This window comes from Vibrio chagasii, assembly GCF_024347355.1.
Taxonomy (GTDB): Bacteria; Pseudomonadota; Gammaproteobacteria; order Enterobacterales; family Vibrionaceae; genus Vibrio; species Vibrio chagasii.
On record NZ_AP025467.1, the window covers coordinates 36,662 to 58,634 of the forward strand.

21 protein-coding genes are annotated in these 21,973 nt (G+C 39.7%); 17 read left to right on the forward strand and 4 right to left on the reverse strand.

Features of this window, described 5'->3' with window-relative positions; translation table 11 throughout:
- Positions 1-138: 138 nt before the first annotated feature.
- The 4 genes from OCV52_RS24045 to OCV52_RS24060 are packed head-to-tail and all read left to right on the forward strand — an operon-like array spanning position 139 to position 2,905.
- Complete coding sequence (locus tag OCV52_RS24045; RefSeq protein WP_137406597.1) at positions 139-660, forward strand: hypothetical protein; 522 nt, start codon at positions 139-141, stop codon at positions 658-660.
- Complete coding sequence (locus OCV52_RS24050; protein WP_137406596.1) at positions 660-1,184, forward strand: hypothetical protein; 525 nt, start codon at positions 660-662, stop codon at positions 1,182-1,184. Before OCV52_RS24045 ends, OCV52_RS24050 begins: the two co-directional genes overlap by 1 nt.
- An 11-nt stretch (positions 1,185-1,195) precedes the next feature.
- Entirely contained in the window at positions 1,196-1,537 is a 342-nt protein-coding gene (locus OCV52_RS24055; protein ID WP_137406595.1) for a hypothetical protein, read from the forward strand.
- A gap of 24 nt (positions 1,538-1,561) precedes the next feature.
- Positions 1,562-2,905 carry a hypothetical protein gene (locus OCV52_RS24060; RefSeq protein WP_137406594.1) on the forward strand — a complete coding sequence of 448 codons (1,344 nt, stop codon included), beginning with the start codon at positions 1,562-1,564 and terminating at the stop codon, positions 2,903-2,905.
- 356 nt (positions 2,906-3,261) lie between these two features.
- Here the strand turns inward: OCV52_RS24060 and OCV52_RS24065 are convergent, their stop codons facing one another.
- Positions 3,262-3,843, reverse strand: a complete 582-nt coding sequence (locus OCV52_RS24065) for a DUF2913 family protein (protein WP_137406593.1) — start codon at positions 3,841-3,843, stop codon at positions 3,262-3,264.
- A 340-nt stretch (positions 3,844-4,183) separates the two neighbouring features.
- Positions 4,184-4,579: an HNH endonuclease gene (locus OCV52_RS24070; RefSeq protein WP_170222414.1), complete on the reverse strand. Its 396-nt coding sequence runs from the start codon at positions 4,577-4,579 to the stop codon at positions 4,184-4,186.
- A gap of 174 nt (positions 4,580-4,753) precedes the next feature.
- On the opposite strand from OCV52_RS24070, the gene OCV52_RS24075 reads away from it, so the two are divergent.
- On the forward strand, positions 4,754-5,077 hold the full coding sequence (locus tag OCV52_RS24075; protein WP_137406591.1) for a hypothetical protein: 324 nt from the start codon (positions 4,754-4,756) through the stop codon (positions 5,075-5,077).
- Positions 5,078-5,177: 100 nt separating this feature from the next.
- Here OCV52_RS24075 and OCV52_RS24080 read toward each other — a convergent pair whose 3' ends face one another.
- Positions 5,178-6,473, reverse strand: a complete 1,296-nt coding sequence (locus tag OCV52_RS24080) for a hypothetical protein (protein ID WP_137406590.1) — start codon at positions 6,471-6,473, stop codon at positions 5,178-5,180.
- A 1,077-nt stretch (positions 6,474-7,550) separates the two neighbouring features.
- Here OCV52_RS24080 and OCV52_RS24085 point away from each other — a divergent pair.
- The 4 genes from OCV52_RS24085 to OCV52_RS24100 all read left to right on the forward strand — a co-directional run bounded on the left by OCV52_RS24085 (position 7,551) and on the right by OCV52_RS24100 (position 11,657).
- A complete protein-coding gene (locus OCV52_RS24085; protein ID WP_261900903.1) occupies positions 7,551-9,053 on the forward strand; it encodes a hypothetical protein in 1,503 nt (500 codons plus the stop codon).
- A 414-nt stretch (positions 9,054-9,467) separates the two neighbouring features.
- Positions 9,468-9,878 (forward strand): LexA family protein, encoded by a 411-nt coding sequence (locus OCV52_RS24090; RefSeq protein ID WP_137406588.1) that lies wholly within the window; start codon positions 9,468-9,470, stop codon positions 9,876-9,878.
- Positions 9,875-11,134: a Y-family DNA polymerase gene (locus tag OCV52_RS24095; RefSeq protein ID WP_240700653.1), complete on the forward strand. Its 1,260-nt coding sequence runs from the start codon at positions 9,875-9,877 to the stop codon at positions 11,132-11,134. Before OCV52_RS24090 ends, OCV52_RS24095 begins: the two co-directional genes overlap by 4 nt.
- 64 nt (positions 11,135-11,198) lie before the next feature.
- Positions 11,199-11,657, forward strand: coding sequence for a Fe3+-citrate ABC transporter substrate-binding protein (locus OCV52_RS24100; protein ID WP_137406587.1), 459 nt, complete (start codon positions 11,199-11,201; stop codon positions 11,655-11,657).
- Between the two features lie 49 nt (positions 11,658-11,706).
- On the opposite strand, the gene OCV52_RS24105 is transcribed toward OCV52_RS24100, so the two are convergent.
- The gene (locus tag OCV52_RS24105; RefSeq protein ID WP_137406586.1) at positions 11,707-12,042 is read right to left on the reverse strand and encodes a hypothetical protein; all 336 of its coding nucleotides are present in this window, start codon (positions 12,040-12,042) and stop codon (positions 11,707-11,709) included.
- 625 nt (positions 12,043-12,667) lie between these two features.
- Here OCV52_RS24105 and OCV52_RS24110 point away from each other — a divergent pair.
- The 8 genes from OCV52_RS24110 (at position 12,668) to OCV52_RS24145 (ending at position 21,972) form a co-directional block, all read left to right on the forward strand.
- On the forward strand, positions 12,668-13,987 hold the full coding sequence (locus OCV52_RS24110; protein WP_170222413.1) for a DNA cytosine methyltransferase: 1,320 nt from the start codon (positions 12,668-12,670) through the stop codon (positions 13,985-13,987).
- A gap of 87 nt (positions 13,988-14,074) precedes the next feature.
- A complete protein-coding gene (locus OCV52_RS24115; protein ID WP_137406584.1) occupies positions 14,075-14,647 on the forward strand; it encodes a hypothetical protein in 573 nt (190 codons plus the stop codon).
- Between the two features lie 258 nt (positions 14,648-14,905).
- Positions 14,906-15,730, forward strand: a complete 825-nt coding sequence (locus tag OCV52_RS24120) for a TIR domain-containing protein (RefSeq protein WP_137406583.1) — start codon at positions 14,906-14,908, stop codon at positions 15,728-15,730.
- A gap of 205 nt (positions 15,731-15,935) precedes the next feature.
- Complete coding sequence (locus OCV52_RS24125; RefSeq protein WP_137406582.1) at positions 15,936-16,352, forward strand: H-NS family histone-like protein; 417 nt, start codon at positions 15,936-15,938, stop codon at positions 16,350-16,352.
- A gap of 660 nt (positions 16,353-17,012) precedes the next feature.
- On the forward strand, positions 17,013-18,398 hold the full coding sequence (locus OCV52_RS24130; RefSeq protein WP_137406581.1) for an RNA-binding domain-containing protein: 1,386 nt from the start codon (positions 17,013-17,015) through the stop codon (positions 18,396-18,398).
- 509 nt (positions 18,399-18,907) lie between these two features.
- Complete coding sequence (locus OCV52_RS24135) at positions 18,908-19,354, forward strand: hypothetical protein (protein ID WP_137406580.1); 447 nt, start codon at positions 18,908-18,910, stop codon at positions 19,352-19,354.
- Between the two features lie 2 nt (positions 19,355-19,356).
- Positions 19,357-20,520 carry a toll/interleukin-1 receptor domain-containing protein gene (locus tag OCV52_RS24140; RefSeq protein ID WP_137406579.1) on the forward strand — a complete coding sequence of 388 codons (1,164 nt, stop codon included), beginning with the start codon at positions 19,357-19,359 and terminating at the stop codon, positions 20,518-20,520.
- Positions 20,521-21,111: 591 nt separating this feature from the next.
- Positions 21,112-21,972, forward strand: coding sequence for a hypothetical protein (locus OCV52_RS24145; RefSeq protein WP_137406578.1), 861 nt, complete (start codon positions 21,112-21,114; stop codon positions 21,970-21,972).
- The last annotated feature ends 1 nt before the right edge of the window (position 21,973 follow it).

Genomic DNA, 21,973 nt, shown 5'->3' on the forward strand with positions numbered 1-21,973 from the left:
CTTATTCAGATAGCAAGGTCGGCAGATTCTGTCCACGTGACAACCTTAAGCACATCCATTGTTTTCAGGACATATGAGAATCACTCTAGATTTCAATGATTGAAACCAACATCGCAACTCACCATAGAAAAGGACGTAATGATGAAGAAACGTAAGACATTAACACGCAGCGCATTCGCGGCAGCATTGATCACTCTTATTGGCTGTAGCTCTGAGCCGAACAGACTCAGTCAGCAACAAGCGGTTGAGTTGGATTTGTCAGATCAAACGCGATTCAAGTTGTTCAAAGAATACTCACAGATTCGCCAATACAATGCTTTTACCAATATTGATGTCGATCCGGTAAACGGTATGGCCATTGAGAAAATTGAAACGCGAGAAGCCTATGTTGATTCAAGTAAAACGTATTTAGACACACACGAGAAAGTCGGCAAGTACTGTATAGAAGAAATAGTAAAACTAGACGGCTTTGTTGAAGGGGATGATGGTTTTGTTTTTCCGGCGTACACAAAGACCAAGCAGCTTGTTGAATGTCCGAGTTGGACCCTATACAAATCGTTATACGGCATCAATACGCCTGATGAACTAGGCAAAACTACCTTGAATAAAGATGGGATGGCCGTCAAACCACAAGTTGACGACAGAACGGAGGTGAATTAATGGACACTCAATGCCAGGTTGATTCCGACGTCGATCATCTAGATGACAGGTTTGCCGTCAACATTGAGAGTTTGATATTGACCTACGAATTGATTATTGAAGAGGGGAACTTTAACGAAGAACTTATTCGAGCGGAGCAAGCTCGGGTGTCGTTGATTTGTTACACCCTAGGTTATCAATATGTCGGTTTGAAACAGCTAAACTACCTCCTAGATCTACCCAACCTTTTCACTCTCGCGGCCAAAGAACCCAATATTCAGCATTCCATGGACAATCTTGGCGGCTCATATCGTGAACCTACCAAAAACAAATACCTAGTCGCATGTGAACAAGAGCTTCAAGTCCTTAATATCGAATTTATGGCTATGGCTCGATTCACGGCTGCAGCATGGATGCACTTGGCTTTCTGTACTCATTTTAACGATGGGATAAGCCTCGGCTGGGTCACGTTAGATACCTTATTCGCTTCTGAAGGATTAGGCGAGACACACCCAGACAGCTGGACGCTAGACAACTTTCAATAGGAACTATCTTTATGTTTAATTTATCTGATCCCGTATTCTCTCCATCTTGGAAACCGTACACAAAAAATCTCATTTCGTTGTTTGTTTCTATTGTGATCATTGCGTTTGCCGTATGGCGATTCTCATGGGTTATGGGTTTTAACATTTTCTATCTTGGCTTCATCATCTTCGGAATCATTCTCTTTTCTGTTATGCCCATTTATCACGGCAGAAAAAGCGCACGTGAACGCATGTATAGGCGCCACTTAGAAACCCTTCCTTTAGATACATTGTCGAAATATTCGATTCAGTCAGAATCGAATACAGAGAAAGAGATCATTCAAGACGTTATTGCAGATAAGCAATTTAATTAATTTATCAGGCATATTATGGATGACATGAGTAAGAAAGGAACGGGCTTAATTGAAATCAACAGATATAACAATCTGATGAGTTTGGTAAACCGTGAGTATGGCGGCAAGATCCAAGATCTGTGTAGAAAATTGGCTATGCCTCATTTGGCTAGTTTTCTTTCGCACAAAGGCATACCTAAAAAACAAATTGGCAAGCGTATGGCGAGGGTTATAGAAGAAAAGCTCGCACTATCGATTCAAAGTTTGGATTCATCGCAAGGCCATCACGTTACCGAAAAATCGACTGAGTTTGTCGAGAACTGTCCAATTAAACAGGCCAGATACGAGAACTTAAATCGACTATTGCAATTGCACAGTCGAGGGAATATTAGCCATTTGAATTCCTTCTTGGACTGTAAGTTATCCAACTATCTGGGCCGAAAAAGAACACGTAGCCTTGGTGATAAGATGACAGCGAAGATCGAAGCAAAGCTTGGGGTACCTGATGGCAGTTTTGATACTATTCAAGAGCAATCATTCTTTTTCACCCGTCTGTCAAAGGTTGAACAAGAAGCTTGTATCAAGCAGCTCCAGGCAAGCTTTTCCGATATTCTAGAGACTCTGAACAGCATTAACCGTCAACAAGAAGCAATTATCATTAAAATGCTCTCAGATTTGGCCGTTGAGTTAGCGAATACGAACGGGTACAGCGTTATGAAGTCTGACGATTTACGCCGTCTATACCTGCCATATGTAGACAAAAATAACCATTTGCCTGTACTCGTGAAACCTTCAGGTTCTTCGGGGTGGAAGTTTTGGATCCTCGGTTTGAAAGGGATGAATACGGGCCATGAAAAGCAAACTAAGGCCACGACCGATGCCATCGCCAAACACAAAAAACTCTCGCTTCAAAATGTAAATTCGATCTCGTTAAGTGTAGTGGACCCCGTTAATCACAATCATTCTGAGCTAGGGCCACTTTCTAGAGATGCTCACTTGATCATAAAGAGAGCGACTTATGCTTTGCAGTACACAGTAGATGAAGCACTGAGTTTAAGGATGTCACTTAAACAGGCATATAACTCGCTGGTGGACGCGCAAGCAATATTCATCGTCAATTCTCAGCAATTGCCGATCACCATGAAGAGTGATGAAATCTTCTCAGGGTTCCAAATCCCGCGATTCTCTTTCGATTTCCTCGGCCAATCTGCGGAAGCTTTACTGGTCCCGTTGTCTGCTAATGGAGTGCATATCAAAGAGGTCAAAGAATATGTTCGTCAATCATACCTATCGTCCAAGTCATTGCAGGTGCTCCCAGTGTATATGTATGACGGGGAGCTCATGTTTGAGCAATTAACCCCTGCCAAAATCTGGTTAAGACTGGTGTAGGTATAAGTTGCCGTTCTAACTTACAAGTGGAAAGTATGGAAATATTTAGAGAAAGAGGAATGGCGATAAGCAACAGAATAAGCATCGCATATGTCGTTAAGCGCCTTAGCTATTTTAATCGAATCTAAGCGAGCGATGTTTCGAACGGCGAGCCCGTCAGCCGCCATTTGGTAGCGGCGGGAATCGTGGTCATCCATCTTGTCGAGTCAAATGTGTATAGTGATAGGGTTATTTCTTAGAACAGATACATCATCACCAAGCGATAAAGATACACTGTAATAACCAGGCTCTTCTTAAACGGCTAAAAGCTATAAACCTGTCAAATGGCATAAAACTAGTTATGGTACCATATAGTTTTAAGAGGCTCTGTGTAACAAGAAGCTAGTAAGCCCGTCCTCATTCACATCGCCAGCCTCAACATGATATGTTCCATTTTCTTCTACTGCTCTAATTAACTCATTCAGTCTGTTAGTTTTAACCGTTAGTGGTAAGGGCTTGATTTGATTATTGACACCATCAAACACATCTTCAATGTCTTCCTGTGTTATGTATAGTGTATCCATCTCTTTGTATTGAGAAGTGTTGTTCATCATTGATGGAAATTTGTGTTTTTCATGTAAACTACTAAACATGATGTACAGCTCATCGGCTTGAGAAAATTTTGACTGATAATCAAGGTTTAACGCATTCACATCCCACAGCTTCTTTTCCAGATTGCCCACTGCATCGCGTCCAATACATATCATTGTTTTTATTTCATTTTTACAAGTTGCAAACTGTTTCATTTTCAACTTGGGTTTTATGCACTTGACCAAAAGTTCATTTCTTCGTTTCGTTGTCCAATAACCACCTTTGTTACTCATGGTGCAATAGAGCGTCAACAATGCATTTGTAACAAGCATATCGAGGGCTTGATAGTGTTTTAGATTTTTACTCATTAGTTTATTCTATCTCTTCTAGTGCAATATAAATGCTGGATGATGTTCATAACGCACTAGAGGTATTGTTGTAACTACATCGATACTAGCTTGTTCCTCTGCTACTTTTTTTCAAAATTAACAAAGCTTTACGAAGCTCAAATTTTGGATGCAAATTTATGAAAGTAACTCAGTCCGTTTTTATGGCTACTATACTTTCCTTGCCGATTGTACAAATACATAGATAAGCTGACTAATACTTTATAGCCTTAATCTTTTGCTCGTTTGCAGTCGTTCTAATTGGATTACTGGGCTGCTTTCAGTGATACCGTAACCCCAGCACCACTTTTAGAGCCGATACTTATTCAATTAATTCTGGCAGATTCACTTTCTTGTTGTTTTTTTCAAACCAAAAAACTACTGGGTGACGCGTTTCTTGTATCTGGCCGTATCGTTTTGCGAACTTATACTGGTTAGTGTACTTATTTAGGCCATCGACGAACTCATCGATGTACTTTCGGAAGTATTGAATGCTAAGTGAAGATTTAAGTTTATTGCAAGGTGCGCAAGAGGGTACTTTGTTTTCCTCGACATCATATTGTGGATTTAGACAAGTCCCATCATAGTTGCGTCTGATCGGATAAAAGTGGTCCTCATGCCAACGTTTGTCAGCTAGTGGGTCACCGCAATACCAACAAACACCACCTGACTTATCTAATATTGCTTGGCGCTCTTTTGACATTTTCCTAGACATCATTTCCATTCTTAATTTGTGAGTCTGTTTTTCCTAGCTCGATGCAAATATTCTTAATTGATTTGGGGCATGGTTAACAAAGCTTCATTCGTAGAGCTCTATTTTTAAAATTACACATTCGTGTTAAGGTTGATTACAAATGAGACATTTTCATTTAAAAAACTACAGGGGGTTTGGGTGGTTGAATTTTTATCAAATATTGGAATCAAATCGGGGCTACCATGCACTCTTGCTGATAGGTCTGGTACCTACTACTTATGGGGCATTGACTGGAATGCTAGGCAATTATTGATAGAGCTTGAAACAAATTGGCATTGGTTCCCAGTTGAAAAAGTGACTTTAGATTCTGAGGTCGACTTAATAAAGCAGTTAGACGAATACAAACAGAGTTGTATTGAAGACGATATTATTGGGGTTGACTGGTTAGAAAATCGTGTTTTACAAGTCATGCCTCAGTACATTGATTGGGTGAGTATTTCTGATTCTAAGACTAAGCACTAAATGCCCAGTCATGTGGGCCTTTAGTGTCTAGAGTGTAATTGGACAAATCAAGACTACATCGAGATCTGTAAGTGCCACCAGCTGAAAAGTAAGATTAAAATCACTTGACCAAGGATTCAGCCTTTTTAGCGGCATTTGTTGATGTCTTACTTAGTCCAGCAAGTAACTCTTGAGCAGGACTGACTTTTACTGTCTTATCGAAAATTCGAATAGGGTTTGATCCCATATTTTCAATCGCAAGCTCTAACAAGCGCTTTTGAAGACCTTCATCAACTTCCTGCACTTGTTTTTTATACCCTTCGAAGGCCATGGCCGAGGCATATTTAAACGCATAGTCTTCACGAATCCTCACGAGGTAGCTATTTCTTTGCCCGTTGGTCCAAGCAATCCATATGAACGGGGCAATAATTGGAATTTTTGTTAAGAAGGCTAAGTAATCAAATTTACCTTCGAAGAAACCACTGAAATAGAAGAGCAAAGAAGAGATAGCGGCAGCGACGATTAAGGCGACATTCATGATTATACCTGACCAACGAATAGGCTTATCAAGTTCATTTTTTCTCCTTAAGAAAGACCCTGCCATACTTGCTCGATTCGCATCATCAATGACGCGCTGTATTGAATCTTGCTGCTCAGCAAGCTTGCTCGCTACCGCTTCTACTCCTTCAGATTGAACTTGTATGGTAACCTCCTGCTTTTCAATACTATGAAAGAGCCTCTCCCCTCTTTCAACTTGCTTTGTATATGCCGCCTTATTTCTTAGTATCTGGGATTTCGTAGTGATGATATCTTCCTTAGCGGTTTCGACAATATCTCGACTGCTTTCTATATCCTGTTGATGCTTTGACACTTCATTAACGACTTGCGTGACATAAGCATCTGACCCTTCATATTCTTCTTTAAACCTTTGCAGTTCTTTTTCTATTGTTTTTACGGTTTCACTAGCTTCAACAACCTCTTCTTTACACTCGATGTACCCTTGTAAAGATGTTCTATGTTCTTCCAAGTCGGCTTTAATATTATATATATATGACTCTTCACGGATACAATCTTCAACAACCAACAAGTAAGTGTGCTTAATCAGCCCTCTAATTTTCGAAATTTTATCTAAAAAATCGTCAAATTTTCTTTCTGCACCAAGCGTTTTGCCTGGATCGTCTAAGTATCCGTTACAACTTTTAACTAAGGTCGCTAGTTTTCTCTTCATAAAAATGACATCGAAAGTCTCTTTTTTTTCACTAAGCCCTTCCAAAAGTCCATAAGATTCTTTCAAAGAATCAATCAACATAGACTTACTTATACCCTCGAAGCCCAGAAGATCCTCCTCACGATCAAATGCTTTTTCGTTGTCAATTTTTTTTATTAAGCGTGTTATAGAGCTTTTAGCGACCTTCATCAATACAGACCTTATCAGTAATGAGTTTCAAACAGGTATGATATTCCATTGGATGCATTTGTCGCAATGTGCAGATACAGACACAAGGTATAATTAATACTGTTTTATATTCATCCCACATAAGAGTAGGGCCCTCACTCTTATGTTAGATGTTGATGCCAATTATCAGTGACGGTCTTGAGTGTTCCCCAGGCATCTTTGGAACACACAGAGTTTTCTTGATTTAATGTGTCTTCACCGAAAGAACTTTTCAAAGAAGGGCTGAACCAAACTATGATTCTTAGTCAAACTTCAATCACTGAAAATTCCTCAAAAAAGTGAGTCGTGTATTATTGATGAGTGGTTGTACTCAATCATGAAATTGCATACGATACTATTCGCATAACATATGTGTTATTTAAGCCACAACTCCCCCCACTATTGTTACCTACATAGTGGGGGAATCTTCAATCTCCATACGTCTTTCCAAGATAACCACTTATCGAAGTAACTCTAAAGTCTATCAAAAGCTATCTTGACGTTTTAGTACTCATAAATGTGCTGTATTTTATTCTATTTATGTGTGTACTTTATGTATGGCTATTTAAGGAATAGATAGAACAAGCAACAAAGGGTAAACATGTCAGACAAGAAAGGGTTGATTGAATGCTTTAATATGCACTTCAGGTGTAATGACGGTAAAAATTCAGGGCATGTAGTTTTTAGATAAAAAAAAGCCGCTTATCTCTTGGCTTGTAAGATAGGCGGCTATTGTTCATTTTCTTGAACAAGCTTTTGATACGTCAAGGTTAAGGAATTACAACTCATGAATACGAGTTACTCTTCACAAAAAATACTAGTCTAAGCTCGAAATTTTTACAAGTATTTTTGTATTGTTTTTTATTTGCAAATGAAATATTTGATCTAGGCGTGAGATTTATGTAACTTGGAGGTTGGGCGAATGTCATCGTCCGGTGGTGCTGCACATACCCAAGCCCAATGACATCTATGTTAGACAAACTATTATATCTATTTCTTTCACTACCCAGTGTCGAAGTGGAAAGCAGCAAACACGCAGGCACATGAACAGGAAAGATAATGATAGCCTTCAAACCTACACACCTCGCGCAATTGCGCTCTCAGTTTTACCAACTCAGAGATGTAATGACAGAATGCGAATTGACTGACCGCAAATTTAACAAAGCAAAATGGCTCACTATGTGTTCCAAAGCCCTAGGTTTTGATGATTGGGGAGCATTACAAAACTTATCAAAATCGTTCTCAAACAATTCACCTTCTTTGGTTTTTACGCCAACAACCATTGATGCATTTGCAATCAAACTACGGAACACCATCGGTGATCCAAACATTGAGCTAGAACACTTAAAGCAGGCCATCATCAGTACTGGCACTAATGAAGAAAAAAATCTCTTTGGTGTAGCGCCTGATTTCAAGTTGATGGGGCCAACCGAGTACATTATAGAATTTGGTGCTGACCCTCTATACGAATTTCCTTTGCTCAAATGGCTTTGGTGTCGCCGTAATTTTGATGAACCTGAAAAAAAGATACTTGGCTACTATCTTGACGAAATGAAACATGAGCGCAAAGGGTTAACGCGAGCCGAAATTAAGGAAAAATGTTTAGATGTTTACGCCAAGCATGGCCATAAGATTACTGATATTGTTGAGGGCTTGATTGGACTCGGTTATGTCGAACGATTTGATGGGCGTTCTGGACGCTCCTTACGTGTATCGGAGCGCGGCGCCGGATATTTTATCAGGGAGCTTACTGGTGATCACAATTTAGCTTGGTCAAGCTGGTGGACTAAATTTCAATCGCTATTTCAAGGCGTACCATACAAATCCATAAATTCAGACTGGAACAGGTACATCTTAAGTTTTTGCATGGGCGAGACGCCAGAAGAGGCCGCTGAAAATTGTTCATGGGACCAAGTCTATATTGATTCATCAAAGCTTGTAGAGAAGGCGATTACTGCGCAAACCTCACACACTCATTTACCAACTTTTCCTAACTTCCGAGCATTTCACTTCCTACCAAGACTAATGCTGTCTCAAGATATCCAGAACACACGTTCGAATGATATCAATTTCAATTTTGAAGGCCCGGATTGGTGTGGCGCTCCTGATGATCATAAGCTAAAGAAACTCTGGGCTAACCCTCGCAATGTAGGTGTCCAGTCGCTTGGACATAGAGGTTGGATTTCGATCATTCCTGAAGCTGTCACTGAATTTACGGTTATCTATCGTTGGTCGAGCAAGAGCCGTAGATTTCGAAATGTCGAACATCACATGACCTATGTTTTGCAGCCGGACACGAACACGGTCGAGAACTGGTTCTACGGAGTTAACATTGGTAATGACAAAAAACACAACAATCGTTTCTTTGATTCTGAGCATAGCTTTACCTCTCTATTGTCTCTGACGCATGGCCAGTCACTTTCTAAAGAAGAAATATTGGAGTTGGATCGTGTCAAAGCGGGAATTAGGTATCTAGAAATCACTGGGGAAAAAGTGCTTATCAAAGAACGAAGGACGCTAACTGCATCTAATCAATTCGAATCAGTCGGCGCATTTAATTAAGTCTAGTTCGGGCCATTCTATGGCCCGTGTATTTGCTACATCGTCTTACTTAGGGAAAACACTATCTGAATGGTCAAATACGGGTAAGCACATTTATAAAGCTACTGGGTCAGTACTGGGAATTACTAGGCATGATCATCTTTGTTGGTATGGCAGTGATCTGTTCAATAGTCCAAAAAAATGATAAGCCTATGAGTCGCTGGTGATTCAGGAAAAGAGCGCGACATTTCGTTCTATACCTACACCTTTTCGTTAGTCTCCTCCTAACTAGACAAGTCGATTGCATGATGCGCCTGCCTATATCCGCTTCCTAGTTCCACCGCTCGTAAAACAAGCAGTCAGCATTGATTTGATGGCGCTCTCAAAGTTAGGACTGTATATTTATACAGTCCTTCTATTTTCGATGAATTTTCTATGGGTAACTTAAAACTATTCAATTCTTCTGCTTCTTGTTCGCTCTCGAGCTGGGAAAGCCCTGCAGCCGAATATACAGAGTTAAGCGTTAGTCTAGATTCTATTTTGATCAATAACCCGAACAGTACCTTCCTAGCATATGCGTCAGGCGACTCAATGAATGGAGATGGTATTTTTGACGGCGACCTACTATGTATCGATAGAAAACCACAAGCGATGACTGGAAGTATTGTGGTCGTCTACTTAAACGGGTCACTGCTGTGCAAAAAGCTTGATGTCGAAAGGCGACTACTTCTTTCATCGAATCCTGAACACAAGCCAATCAAAATTGAAGAGGGCGATGACTTCTCAATTGAAGGTACCGTTATTCGCTCTGTAAGACTTTTCACACCATTACCGGACTTTATATGAAGCACTTTGCGCTTATCGATGCTAATAGCATGTATGTCAGCTGTGAGTGTGTCTTTCAGCCGCAGTACCGCAAAAAACCTTGTGTAGTATTGAGTAATAACGATGGCGCTGTAGTGGCTGCTAATAGGCTCGCGGTTGAAGCTGGCATAGCTAAATTCGAGCCCTATTTTAAGCAAAAGGGAATAATTGATAAAAATGGTATCAAGGTGTTCTCAAGTAACTACGCTCTGTACGCGTCCATCAGTGGACAAATGATGGCTACGATCTCTGAGTTTGCGTCCGAATCTCATATCTATTCAATAGATGAGATTTTTTTAAACCTAACTAATGACCTGAAATTGATTCCCGATGTTGTTCAATTTGGCCAAAAGATTAGGCAAACAGTTTGGCGTGAATGCAGAATACCGGTTTCTTTCGGTAGCGGACCAACGCTCACGCTAAGCAAGCTTGCAAACAAACTGACCAAAAGTATTCGTGAATACAACGGTGTCTGTGTCATTAAAACAGAGAAAGATCGCATTGATGCTTTGAAAATGACAAGTGTGAAGGATGTTTGGGGTATCGGTCGAGCCTCTGCGAAACGTTTAAAATGGATGGGTATTGATACGGCGTTTGACCTAGCTCTTCTCGGGCCCGAAGAGGCTAGGAGACGTTTTGATATCAACATGCAAAGGACGGTACTAGAGTTACAAGGCGAGCCAGCAAAAATGTGGGATGACTGTCGCAAGGACAAGCAGCAGATCATGTCCACGCGTAGTGTAGGTACCAGAATTCGAACATTAGACGAACTAAAGCAGGCTTTGAGCTTTCATGCTTCAATAGTTGCAAGGAAATGCCGAGATCAAAATAGTTCATGTCTAACATTGATGGCATTTGCGAACACATCCCCGTTCGATAACAAACCTCAAAGCTTTAAGGCGATTCACCAATTCGAGTTCCCGAGCTCAGACTCTACGCGATTCAGCAAAGTAGTGACTGGCATGGCTGAAAGCTTGTTTAAGTCTAATGTTGATTACTACAAAGTTGGTGTCGGCGCACTCCAACTGGTCTCAGACAAACAGCGGCAAGTAGATTTGTTCGCGGAGCCAGAAGATCCAGCGTTAATGGGGGTTGTCGATAACTTAAATGCTAAGTTTGGTCGGGGTGCTGTATTCTTAGGTGCCCAGGGAACACGACAAGAGTGGTCGATGAGGAGAGAGTTCTTATCACCGAGCTTTACGACCAGGTTATCAGATTTGCCAGTCATCCAATGCTAATTGGTAGTAATAAAAATAGATTAACGGTAACAATACAGTATCGAAACAATGGGATAGAGTGAGTATGGAGTTTAGAGAAGGCGCCGATACGCGATTTATGTCAATGACTGACAAGGCAATAAAACTACACATACCGACACCTGACGACAACATTTCGTATCATTCACTCGGGCATTTGAAGCTCGGGGTGGGCCAAACTTATAAGAAGGCTATCAAGTTGAGAAATACAGTCGGCAAAGAGCTTTGGAAATCTCATTGGCCAAAAATTGTATCTGATCCGTATTTCTTGTCTTCCTTACCTAAGAATTTGGAGCCGTTGTTAATGGTTACCAAAAGTGGCCAAAAGTACTATCGAGCAATGCCAACGATAAACGGCAAGCGGAAATGCATAAAAAGAAGTGTCAATAAATATGGGAAGCTTGGGGCCTATTTACAATGCAAAAAAGAACTTCTAGATGCTTACGAAGAGTACTTGCCAATTTTGAGCTACATGGGGAGGCTACCTACGATTAAATTACACTAAAGGGCAAGAGCCGGACCACCAGGCCCTTGCGGTATATCGGTGTGAATTCTTACCAAGAGAAAGCTACCCACCGATAATCTCTAGCTTTAGATGGCGGGTGGTCATTCGACTGCGGGTTTACCAAATAACTGCAGATCATCAAAACTGCATAGCCGTCACTGGCTTGGTAACCGGTACTAACTTTGAACTCTTCCAATTCAGGCTGGTTCATGGCCTTCAGTTCACCAAAAGCAAACTTTTCGCCGTTGTATGTACAACCTTCAGACTCTTCCACATTCCAAGCATTATATGGACCCAATTTAGGTTCTTTGGCACCAATACTATGCGATAGCAAAATAGCCATCGAAAGCGTTGTCATTGTTGATACTGCTTTACGGTTAAGCACTTTGGCCCCCACTAGTAATATTTGTAGTAGTAATCATGGTTGTACGTCCGTGCCCAATTTGAATCCAAATTAAACAGCGCACAGGCAGTACAAATTAGCGAGTCATCTTTAAGAATGAACTCAGTGTCTAAGCCCTCAACCAAACTTGAGTTGGCCATATATACGGTAATTTTTTGACCTTCTTTGGAGTATTCTTTTTCTAAAACTCCATGGTCAGTAATAAACCGGACCCGCTCATCAAAAACAGCAAAGCTATTGGTGTTCTGCAGCCCTTCAAAGACTGCCTTAAAAGGGGGGGTGAAATGGGAATGGCAACAGACTGGGGTTCGTTAGGGCTCAATAACGTCTGTTCCTTACATCCTAGAATACCTACAATGACAGGCAAAGCAAATGACCACTTCTTCATTTAAACTCTCCATTTTCAAATAAAATACAATATATGTCTTTTGCTGGTGGAAATTCAAACAACCTATGAATACAAATCGACCGATGTTACTTGATTAAAATAATATATTAACTTATATTGAGTGCTAATTATTGGTAATTAATAGGCTAATGTATGTTCGTTACGAAGATGTTCAACTACTCGCTCAAACACCTTAAAAACGGTGCAGCAAGAATCTATTTGCAAAATACACAAGCTCTAAAAGCTTCTGGGTTTAATGCAGAAGGTGCAATACGCATTGAATATTCGAAATTAAAGGTCGAGATTCTGAGTGATAAATGTGGAACGAACTCGGTTCAAGACACTAGCCGTGGAGAGCTAATTGAGATCCGAAATAAGACTCTCGCCGAGTGTTTTTCAGGACTCGATAGAGTAATCATAACCTTTAGAAGCGGTAAAATTATCATCTCTGCTTCTAAGGCTGATATAGATAGGCTAAAGAGAGAGGCGCGTCTATCGGCTAGCATCAAAAGAGGAAAAGTCACCTTTGGAAGCCTGTACAGCGGTATTGGGCTTACGTCTCTAGCACTGAAGCTTGGTTTGAAAAGGACAGGATTAGATACAGTGCAGGCGTTTAGTACGGATATTGATGAGCTCGCACTTTCTGTTCAAGTTGAAGGGAATCCTATTTGGGAAGAACATTTGAAAAATGCAGTTGTTATTGCCGATGATATATCAAACATCGATTTTAGTTCAGTACCGCAAGTAGACGTACTGGAGATTGGATATCCATGTTACAACCAATCAACGTTGTGCCCAAAGACTCAAAGAGATCTTGAACACCCCAAGGTCGGAAGTAAATTTATACCAACGGTCAACGCGATTAAACAACTCAACCCTGCTGTAATAATCATTGAGTGTGCGGTTCCGTTCTTACAGAGCAAAACATACTCTTTAATTAAAAAAGAAATTCAGGGATACCAGTTTGAAGAGGCACGTATCTCAGGGTATGACCATGGAGATTTTGAAGAGCGTAAGCGTTGCTTTATCTTGGCAACATCAAAGGGATTAAACCGAGCGAACCTTGATGATTTCCAGCCAAAACAAATAACGGATAGACCTCAAATCAAGTCAATAATGGAAACTGTGCCACTGGGAGACAAAGCCTGGAAGGAAATGCAGCACGTAAAAGATAAACTGACGGATCCAAGATTGAACTTTAAGCACAAGGTGTACAGTGGGAACGAAACAAAAATAGCTGCCATACCTGCTACATACAATTCACCAAAAATCGGCTCTCCAATGATTCAGGCAGAAGGGTCGCACTTACAAAGACTGTTTACCTACGTTGAGCATAGCCGAATCCGAGAAGTGCCGAAAAAGCTTTTTTCAGTCTTAGACAGCGTAGCTAAAGGTAAACACCCATTAGTGAGTAAGCGTGGCAACGTTACAGCGGTGCAAAGGATGTTAGGCAACGGAGTAAGTCCTAAAGCGTGGAGAAACGCGGGAGAGTTTGTAGGGCGTTACCTAATAAGCCAAAAGCTAACATTGTCGACCTAATAGTTAGGCTCACAATTCCCAATGGATGCATAGTTGTCGTCATACAATAGTGTGTGTTGCTTCAAAAGGAGCTGGTAGGTAAACGGAATGTTACTTTTTAAAAAACTCATATCCATAATTTTACTAAGCGCTGTTGTTTACTCTTTTGCATACGTGATTATCTTAACAGCTTCAATTTCGAGTCAAATCAAATCTTCTGAGCTGATGCCGGTGCATGATTCAAATAGCGAAGATGTAAGCGAGGTCTTGAGCCACCTGAAAACGCAAAGGGCGGAATACTTCGAAGGAGACTTTGGTGAAGATTTAACTCTGCATATAGTCCAATTAGAAGAAGACGAACAACCATTTGGCAAAGCTCAAAATCATGAACTTAATGAGACGGAGGTAAACCTTTCTCAATGTTTGTCGACGCCATTTTACGTTACACACCACTTCGCATCGTTCATCATATATAGCGTTGTAGTGTACTTTGTGGCCGCCATAATCCATATACTACTTAAAAGTAGTGTTAAAAGTGGCCGGTTACTAGTTATTACCAGCGCTATAACTTCAAGTCCATTTACGATTTTCATGGCAGTAGGACTAACGCAAATTGTGATAAGCTGCCTGCCATTTACTCAATATATACATTTTGCTACCGTACTAATTACAACACTGTAACGTGAACTGTAGTTTATATGGAAATACCATGTCAGGAAGGTAAGCTAAAACACTTTTGCCCCATTCCTTCTCAGCGCTAAAGTCTAATCACAATCTGCAATTGTAAGTTTACCTTACCTGTAGTTATCCGAGAGAGTGTCGACGTAAGCTTTTTAAAAATTATGCGTCATCTTGCAATCTAGTGCTCAACACACCTCACTAAGCTATTGATTATCGGTTATAATAAGTAGATTTTTATCCATTAATTAAATTGTAGAAATGAATATTGAATTTTTATCGAATGACTTTGAAAAGGTCAGTTACTTAAGTAACTTGCTTACTAGCCACGCTACTGGTGGAGATGCTGATAATTCCGAATATATTCAGCTTCGTCATGAATTACTAAAAGATTCCACTTTAGCACCAATGCTCCCAGGTTGGTTGAAGCTCCACAGAGACCTGGGTTCATTTTGGGGGTTCATCAAAAATAAGTTTGGTACTTATGCGGAAAGGCGTACTTATCTCTCTGAAGAATTTGCACCTGTTTGTAATTTCTTGGAGTTTGGCGATACACCTACTTTAAAATCAACGGAACCACCATTTAAGACTCAACAGCATATGCCGCAAAGTTCATTTCTAGTTACAGAAGTAAAACCTAAGAAAGACAAAGTGTTTATCGTGCATGGACGCGATAATGAAGCGAAACAAGAAGTAGCAAGATTTGTCGATAGCGTAGGTTTAACTCCAATTATCCTTCATGAGCAAGCAAGTGGAGGCAAAACTATTATTGAAAAAATTGAGCACTATGCTGATGAAGTCGGGTTTGCTTTGGTTCTCTATACGGCTTGTGACCTTGGTCGAGGCATTCATGAGACAAAAGTTCATCCTAAGCAACGAGCAAGGCAGAATGTTGTTTTTGAACATGGTTACCTAATGGCCAAATTAGATCGAGGAAATGTTTGTGCTCTCGTTAAAGGCGACATCGAAACTCCAAATGATATCAGTGGTGTTGTATATGTAGATCTTGATGTGGCAGGCGCATGGAAAACTGAGGTAGCTCAAGAACTTAAAGCCAGTGGTTATACCCTAAAAGAGTTTTTCTAGTTCATTTTAAGGTACGTTCAACAATACTTTTCTGGTGCGATGTTACCCATCGCACTAGCTCTTCACGAATCGCAACCTGAAACACTATCAAGCCCTGGGGTGCAAGCCAAGGTCGTCTATCGTGTCGAAATCGACCATGTTGATTAGCAGGAAGTGATTCATCTGCTTTTACACCGAAATTCTCCTTAAACATTATTGGTAACCTATGACTGTAGAAATGATAAAAACATTGCTGAACATTCGCGCACTTCGAGCCTTCTCACGTGAATTAACGTTAGAGCAACTTGAAGAAGCGCTCGATAAACTCACGACCGTATGTCTTGAGCGTGTCGAAATCGAAGAGGCGGCCGAACAAGCGCGTGCAGAGAAAGAAGAAAAAGTGGCTCAACTTGCCGCACACATCGAACAAGAAGGCATTGAAGTTGAAGCGTTAATTGCCGCGCTGTCGGGACACTCGGCAAAGAAAACGAAAGGGAAGCGTACACCACGCCCCGCTAAATATCGTTATACGGATGAACAAGGTTCAGAGAAGACTTGGACAGGTCAGGGCCGAACGCCTTCAGCCATTCAAGAGCAGCTTGATTCGGGCGTGTCTCTGGATGAGTTCTTGATTGAGAAATAGGGCTCACTCTCTCCCAAGTAAGTTGCTGCACGACACTAAGTGCCGTTACGTTAAATAAGGAATGCATTACCACAGGTAAAACATTTAAAATCATAATATTAAAGCTACTTTTACTTGTGAGAAGAACGGCTGCCGGTTGGGGGCCGTTCTTTGTTACGGAGTCACGCGATTGAACTGTAGGAAGACAATAGTTTGTCGATTCCAATAAAGTCTGTTATGTAAATAAAGATTGATCGATTTTTGGCTGTATCTAGTCAGACGGGGCGGAGGTAAGCTAAAACACTTTTGTCCAAAACCTTCACAGGCTGAATTTTTACCCGTGGCACTTTCTAACTCAAAAGTGCCCCGAAATGCGTTAGACCAAATACTCTACGGAATTAAGGGGCGTGCGTTTTCCCTATCAAATCTAATCAGACGAAAGATAAGGCCATGCTCATTTGGAGTGCAATCAGAGTGAAAATCGTATTGCTAGAAATCCGCCGGAGTTATACGGAAACTTTCGGCAATTTCTGAAGTTAACACCATGACGCTAGGCAATACGAGCATTAAATTGAGCTTGAGTATGATTAGCGTTATGCTTGGTCGCAAATAATTACGGAAAAAATCCGTCGATAAAGCGTTATACGATTAGTTGGCAATAGAGCAATAAAGGATAAATTTGTGGAAATAAAAGTAATAAGTCCTGAAGAGGCTTTACATTACTGTGAACGGGAAGAAGATCATTTCTTTGACAGAAAAGCTTTTAAAATTAAAGGTGAGAAACTGCAAAAAATCGCAGTTGCATTCGCAAATGCTGATGGCGGTGAGTTTGTTGTTGGAATTGCAGATGACAAGGAAGAGAGTGACCCCGCTAAAAGATGGCAACCTGGTGAAAATATTGAGGCTTTCAATAATATTATTCAGAGTTTGAGTGATCCGTCGCCATCTATCGACTTTGAGTGTAAATTTCTAAGACAAGAAGGAGTTAGAGGTTATGTTCTTCTTGTGAAGATAGAGAAAGGCTTACAAGTTCACGAAACATCTCAAAAGAAAGTAATTATAAGAAAAGGAGCTCAATCGTTAGAGTTAAAAGGTGCATTAAAAATCCAAGAGCTTAACTATGCTAAAGGTCTGAAGTCTTGTGAAGATGATTTAGTTCCAGATGCATCAATCGATGATTTAGAAACATCCAACGTTCTCAAAGAGTATTTAGAACACTTGCCATCGAATCATTTAGATGCTGTTGAGTTTTTAACCAAACAGAATTTGGTTGATCGGAAAACTTGGGTTCCAAAAGTAGCATCCCTTTTACTTTTTTCCGAAAACCCTTCAAATGATATTCCAAGAGCTTGTGCAATTCGAATTGCCCGTTATGACACCAAGGACGATGAGCCAGAAAGAGACTCTTTGACCGATGACCTGATTACAATAGAAGGTCCCTTGATAAGCCAAATTGAAGATACGTACAATAAACTCGTTGAGCTTTATAGTAAGAACTTAGTTTGGACATTGGACGGCTTAAAGCCTCAAAGCTATCCAAAAGAAACATTATGGGAGTTTCTTGTAAATGCAGTTATCCATCGCGACTATTCAATTTCTGATCACGTCCATGTAGGTGTTTTTAAAGATCGTATTGAAATAAAAAGTCCAGGGAAATTGCCAGGTTTCGTAAAAGTTGACAATATTCTGGATAGTCGCTTCTCTCGAAATTCAAAGCTGGTTCGCTTCTTATCTCGTTACCCAGGGGCGCCTAACAAAGATCTTGGTGAAGGTGTAAATACTGCTTTTCATCGCATGGATGAGTTTGGTCTGAAAGCCCCAAGTATTGTAGAAGATGGAAATTATGTTCGAGTATCTATCTATCATGCGTCGAAGCTACTACCAGAAGATTCGATTACCGCTTTTGTTAAAAAGCACGGTTCAATCAACAACCAACAAGCTCGTGACCTTACCGGTATAAGAGAAGCTGAGAAAATCACGACTATATTTGGCAAACTCAGAGATCAACAAGTCTTGCTGAAAAGTGATGCTAAGGCAGTGAAAGACGTTGTTTGGACAATAGCGTAATAATCGTATAACAGATAAGGATTAAGCATTGCGTAGCCAACGTTAAATCCCAAGTGTTGAACAAGCCCGAGCCTCTATATAAGTAAATTGTGCGATCTGCTTTAGAAGGGTGGCCAGCCTCAGTTTTTCATCAGGTTGGCTCAGCCATTGCAAGCAATGGGTACAGAGCGTTTTTAGCTAATCGCTGCCCCATAGTTACTTAGATCAAATACTCCACACATTTTAGGGGACGTTCGTTTTCCCTACCAGATCTAATCCGATGAATGAGATTCAGACCGAGCTTGCTTTGGCCATATGTAGGTTGAAAATCCTATTGCTCCGAAGCCGCCGGAGTTATACGGAAACTTTCGGCAATTTCTGAAGTTCACATCCTAGGCGCTTGGCCATACGGGCATTAGATTGAGCGTGAGTATATTTAGCGTTATGATTGGTCGAATAAAATTACAGAAAAAAAACGTCTATGAAACGTTATGTGCTTTTCGAAATCATCAAATTTAGGATAATGAAAAATGTCAGAAAATCAGTCGATTAGTTTGGCTGAAGAATCTCCTTCAGTTCAAGCTCATTTAGCGATGTTGCAAAATGTTATACAGAGAATGGCATCAAATAGCTCTTCGTGTAAATCATGGTGTATTACTCTAGTTTCTGCTGTGCTTGTAATAGTTGCGGATAAAGGGAAACCAGATTATGCATGGATTGCATTATTACCTACGGTAATATTTTCCTGTTTAGATGCATATTACTTGGCGTTAGAAAAGGGTTTTAGAGAGACTTACAATAAATTCGTCGAAAAACTACATAGTAAGTCGATTGTAAGTTCTGATTTATATGCAATAAAGCCACAGGAGAATATGTCAAGACATCAAGTTGATGCAATGAAGTCAATTTCAGTTTGGGGTTTTTATATTCCATTAGTATTTATGATTTATATAACTAAAATAATAGCAATTGGTTGATTATGGCGGGTATTGTAAAAAGAAAATACGAGTCAGAAACAAGAAAATTACAAAAGTCATTTACACGACCTTTGAATTTAATCTCAGAGGCACTACCTGCTGAATATGATAAATATGTGTTGTTAAAGTTATTTAAAGAATTATTCCCACTAATGTGGGATAGCTTAAACAAAAGATATGAACAATATGAAAGCAAGGATAAGTTCCTAGCTAAAGTCGGTAAGAAAAAAAGATATTATCATGATAAGCCTGATGTTTTTTTCTTCAAGTTGCTTAAAGTTAAACATATGATTTCACAAGGCCAACTTGCAGCACATAAGAAAAAATTTAACGAAAATAATGCTCAACTGGCGTATCAATTACTACTGAATAAAGCAAATAATAAAGTAAAGTCGCATGAGAATAAAATAGCATCTATAAATAGAGATCTACAAATAGTAGATCCGTTATATATTGATGCATTTTTATCTGCTTATCATAAAAGAGGAATAACAATTCAAGGGAAAGTTGAAATATTTAATGAGCTTAAAAAATATAACACTCTTAAAGTCATAGAGTTTTTTCAGAAGCTAAACGATAGTGAACGAAACAACCAAGTTAGGAGGATGGCATTTGAGCATCTTCAAAAACTTGGGGCTTCAGTGAGACTAAGAAAAAATTTTAAGGGCAAAGTTAAATCATATAATACAGAGACAGACCAGTTTATTGTTTCTCCAGAAGATTTGTATCAAAGATTAGAGTCAAATACTATACAAAATAAAAAGAAGTTCCATGTGTTCATCTCGCATAGTTATAAAGACTCTGATTTAGTAAGGCAGGTTAAGTCGTGCCTTAATAACCATGACTTAAGTGTATACTGTGACTGGACTAGTGATAATGATTTTTTGAAGCGAAATCTAGTAAGTGACTACACCAAAATGGTGTTAAAAAAGCGAATTGAACAATCAAGGTGTATTGTATTTCTGCAAACAAAAAATTCCGTGAATACTGATAATTCATTTACATCACCTTGGATATCATTGGAAATTGAACATGCATTATTAGTCGGTAAGCCAATATATAGTTTAAACTTCACCAACGATAGCAATATATTTAAACAAGTGAAATATTATATTAATAACGGTATTAAAATTGATGATGCCGAAGTCAATAAAATACTCACATAGCAGGTAAGGATTAAGCGTTGCGTAGCCAACGTTAAATCCCAAGTGTTGAACAAGCCTGAGCCTCTATATAAGTAAATTGTGCGATCTGCTCTAGAAGGGTGGCGGCCTTGATACTTTTCTCAATGATAGCGCGGTATTCAAAAGGCAGAGGTTTCGATACGAATCTGATACGACCTGCACGTCAGTTTTGCTATTTGCCATACCTCTAGTTATTTATGACACGCTAATGTTCGATTTTCCGAAAATGATTTCTGTCCATACTCGTGTCAGGCCGCTCTGTTCTGGCACGTTCATGCCCCATTATTTGGTAGACCTTCACTCATTCACATCCTGTTAATGGGACTTTGCCCTACAAGAAGTTATCCATTCTTCGGATGCTGTTCGTCGTTAATCCCCGTGTTGTATCACGGGGGTAAATTCGACGGTTCAATAGTGTTCTCATCTCTGCTCTTACGACTACCAACATATTGCAGCCCATTTAAAATTTATAAACGAATACTTAATTAAGCAACCCCTTGACTATGACGTATCTACCCCCATATAAGGGATGATATACAGACAATTGCACAACCAATTTACTAAGGAGGTCTCATGTTTAAAGGTTATGATATTACAACTAACAATACCGTGGCAGTAGATTTAGTTGAACGTTTTTGTCATAGCGGTATACATTTAGGACAAAGTTTAAATTCATTTGTCAAAGACTCAGAGTTACAAATCCACGCAGAGCTTGATGACTTCTATTTTAAGGAAGGTATTTTGGATGGCGACTTGCTTCAAAAATCTTGGTTTCCATTTATCGAAAAGTCTCATATCTTCCTGTCTCACTCCCACAAAGACAAAGTAATCGCCGAACAATTTGCATATATATGCAATACTATGTTGGATGTAAATGTGTTTATAGATTCACAAGTTTGGGGCTATGCAGACGATCTGTTGAGAAAGATAGATAACAAGTTTTGTTATCAAAGCGATACTGGAACATACTCTTATGAAGCTAGGAATAAAACTACTAGTAATATTTATTTAATGCTTCAAAACTCTTTAAACTGCATGATTGATAGATCTGAATGTCTGTTGTTTTTGAACACCCAAAATACGCTTGAAGACTTTAATACAAACGGCGAGATCGACCAACGAACGTCGTCACCCTGGGTTATGAGCGAGTTACAATTTAGCTCTCTAGTTCGTAGACGTGAACACCCTCTTGCCAACAGAGCAAAAGATCTAACAGAGAGTCAATTTAACAAATCGATAAATGCTTCTGATTCTAATACCTTTGAAGTCTCATATAAGGTGTCTACTGATCATCTTAAAAAACACAATTATAACGTTATATATAATTGGTTATATCATTGCGTCGAACAAGATTTAAAAGGTTTTGACGCTTTAACAGCCCTATATCAAGAAAGCTTCACTGATAACTTACAGAGATTGCAAGTAACACAATAAA

Coding starts and splice junctions, on each gene's coding strand:
- OCV52_RS24145 (WP_137406578.1), top strand. CDS start 21,112: ATGTTTAAAGGTTATGATATTACAACTAACAATACCGTGGCAGTAGAT.
- OCV52_RS24140 (WP_137406579.1), top strand. CDS start 19,357: ATGGCGGGTATTGTAAAAAGAAAATACGAGTCAGAAACAAGAAAATTA.
- OCV52_RS24080 (WP_137406590.1), bottom strand. CDS start 6,473: ATGAAGGTCGCTAAAAGCTCTATAACACGCTTAATAAAAAAAATTGAC.
- OCV52_RS24115 (WP_137406584.1), top strand. CDS start 14,075: ATGTTACTTTTTAAAAAACTCATATCCATAATTTTACTAAGCGCTGTT.
- OCV52_RS24090 (WP_137406588.1), top strand. CDS start 9,468: ATGGGTAACTTAAAACTATTCAATTCTTCTGCTTCTTGTTCGCTCTCG.
- OCV52_RS24120 (WP_137406583.1), top strand. CDS start 14,906: ATGAATATTGAATTTTTATCGAATGACTTTGAAAAGGTCAGTTACTTA.
- OCV52_RS24070 (WP_170222414.1), bottom strand. CDS start 4,579: ATGATGTCTAGGAAAATGTCAAAAGAGCGCCAAGCAATATTAGATAAG.
- OCV52_RS24065 (WP_137406593.1), bottom strand. CDS start 3,843: ATGAGTAAAAATCTAAAACACTATCAAGCCCTCGATATGCTTGTTACA.
- OCV52_RS24100 (WP_137406587.1), top strand. CDS start 11,199: ATGGAGTTTAGAGAAGGCGCCGATACGCGATTTATGTCAATGACTGAC.
- OCV52_RS24135 (WP_137406580.1), top strand. CDS start 18,908: ATGTCAGAAAATCAGTCGATTAGTTTGGCTGAAGAATCTCCTTCAGTT.
- OCV52_RS24045 (WP_137406597.1), top strand. CDS start 139: ATGATGAAGAAACGTAAGACATTAACACGCAGCGCATTCGCGGCAGCA.
- OCV52_RS24125 (WP_137406582.1), top strand. CDS start 15,936: ATGACTGTAGAAATGATAAAAACATTGCTGAACATTCGCGCACTTCGA.
- OCV52_RS24085 (WP_261900903.1), top strand. CDS start 7,551: ATGATAGCCTTCAAACCTACACACCTCGCGCAATTGCGCTCTCAGTTT.
- OCV52_RS24055 (WP_137406595.1), top strand. CDS start 1,196: ATGTTTAATTTATCTGATCCCGTATTCTCTCCATCTTGGAAACCGTAC.
- OCV52_RS24060 (WP_137406594.1), top strand. CDS start 1,562: ATGAGTAAGAAAGGAACGGGCTTAATTGAAATCAACAGATATAACAAT.
- OCV52_RS24050 (WP_137406596.1), top strand. CDS start 660: ATGGACACTCAATGCCAGGTTGATTCCGACGTCGATCATCTAGATGAC.
- OCV52_RS24095 (WP_240700653.1), top strand. CDS start 9,875: ATGAAGCACTTTGCGCTTATCGATGCTAATAGCATGTATGTCAGCTGT.